The organism is Vibrio sp. Vb0667, from assembly GCF_033391095.1.
The window spans coordinates 1-1,611 of record NZ_JAWPOL010000130.1 but is presented as its reverse complement, the minus strand read 5'-3'; the positions used below and the strand labels follow the sequence as shown (position 1 = coordinate 1,611).

The following is a 1,611-nucleotide window of genomic DNA, read 5'->3' as shown; positions in this document are numbered from 1 at the left end:
CCAAAATAGAGTTGGTCGACTTCCCAACGGGGTTGCCACTGCTTGCTGATTTCATCCCCCAGCAGATAACGAACGACGGATTGCTCAAAACCATTATCCCAGCAATCGCTGTAATAACTGTGAGTACCTTTAATATGGATGTTGGCGTTTTGCACCACTTGGTGCAGATACTGAACTTTAGACCAATGTTTAGTCATGGCATTTGCCTCTTCAATAGAGAGTAAAATTTTGCCACGGAACGATTTCTCGTGGCGCTGTTGCTGCGTTCTCAGTCAACAACGCCTATTGGATTCGGGGTTGTAACAACAGTGGATTAGGCATAGTGATCTCCTTTAGGCGAACTATAAAACGAATTGGCGCAGAGTGACAAACGCCAATCCCGATTATTCATTCGCCAAAAACATGTATAATTTTTATGCAAGCCATTCAAATAACAAGAGCTCAACATGAAAATTCAATCGCTTCTCCCTGTGCTATTACTCTGCGCCGCTTCTGCCAACGCAGCGGACAATATTCGTATCGAGTACATGCCCGCAGAAACAACCCATGACAAACTTGCCGAGCAATCCATTCAAAGCAGCGATGTGAACCCGATTTTTGTTCGACTTTCTCAAGCCTACTTCCCTTTTCGTAAACCGCTCACTCTGATTTATGGCGGCGAAGATGGCCCTATGTACGATCCCGACACGCACACCATCCATATTCCTTATACGTTTTACTTGGAGTCGCTCAATTACTTCTCCAACAACCAATATGAAGATCGCTACGGAAAATCGCCAAAGACTGGTGCATTAGATACCTTATTACACACTTTGCTGCATGAAGCTGGGCATGCGTACATCGAGGATCAAAGCATCCCTGTGTTGGGGAAAGAAGAAGATGCCGTTGACAATTTCGCCACTATTTTACTGATCGACTATTTAGACGATGGCGCCGATATGGCCATCAGTGCCGCCGACATGTTTGCGTTTGAGTCCGATGACAGACCCGACTATTACGATTTCGGCGAGTACATTGACGAACACAGTTTTGACCTACAGCGTTACTTCTCCACTTTGTGCTTGGTGTATGGCAGCGATCCTGAACAGTACAAATCGTTACTCGACGAAGTTGAAAAAGACTACCTTCGAGATCGCAAAGACTTCTGCCAATACAATTACGAAAACATTCGCACTAACTGGCAGCACTACCTGCAGCACAATGAACCCAAAGAAGCATCGCCACGTAAAAGCAGCGAGAAACCATCAAGCAGCCCCAATGCAATGACGAATTGATATGACTAAACTGACTATTTTCTACGACGGCACTTGCCCACTGTGCGCCAAAGAGATGAAGGCATTACGCCAACACGATCATAAGCAAGAGATAAACACCGTTGATATTTACAGCGACGCTTTTTCGGCCTACCCGCAAATCGACCCTGATCGTGCCAACACCATTCTGCATGCCTTGGACAACCACGGGAATTTACTCCTCGGGCTGGATGTGACCTACCGAGCTTGGCAGCTTGTTGGACGAGGTTGGTTGTATGCACCACTGCGCCGGCCACTCATCAGACCTGTTGCGGACTGGCTTTATCTGCGCTTCGCCCAAAATAGGTATCGCATCTCA

2 protein-coding genes and 1 pseudogene are annotated in these 1,611 nt (G+C 46.7%); 2 read left to right on the top strand and 1 reads right to left on the bottom strand.

The window, feature by feature from the left end:
* Positions 1-197, bottom strand: a pseudogene (locus R8269_RS23985) (antibiotic acetyltransferase); the annotation flags it as partial.
* Between the two features lie 249 nt (positions 198-446).
* Between R8269_RS23985 and R8269_RS23980 the strand changes: the two are divergent.
* Both R8269_RS23980 and R8269_RS23975 read left to right on the top strand, forming a co-directional pair.
* Entirely contained in the window at positions 447-1,274 is an 828-nt protein-coding gene (locus R8269_RS23980) for a DUF4344 domain-containing metallopeptidase (protein WP_020838351.1), read from the top strand.
* A gap of 1 nt (position 1,275) precedes the next feature.
* Positions 1,276-1,611: DUF393 domain-containing protein (locus tag R8269_RS23975; RefSeq protein ID WP_318222750.1), on the top strand; the 336-nt coding region annotated here is incomplete at its 3' end.

What these genes read in the sequence shown, in the direction of transcription:
- R8269_RS23980 (WP_020838351.1), top strand. Translation starts at nt 447, where the DNA reads ATGAAAATTCAATCGCTTCTCCCTGTGCTATTACTCTGCGCCGCTTCT.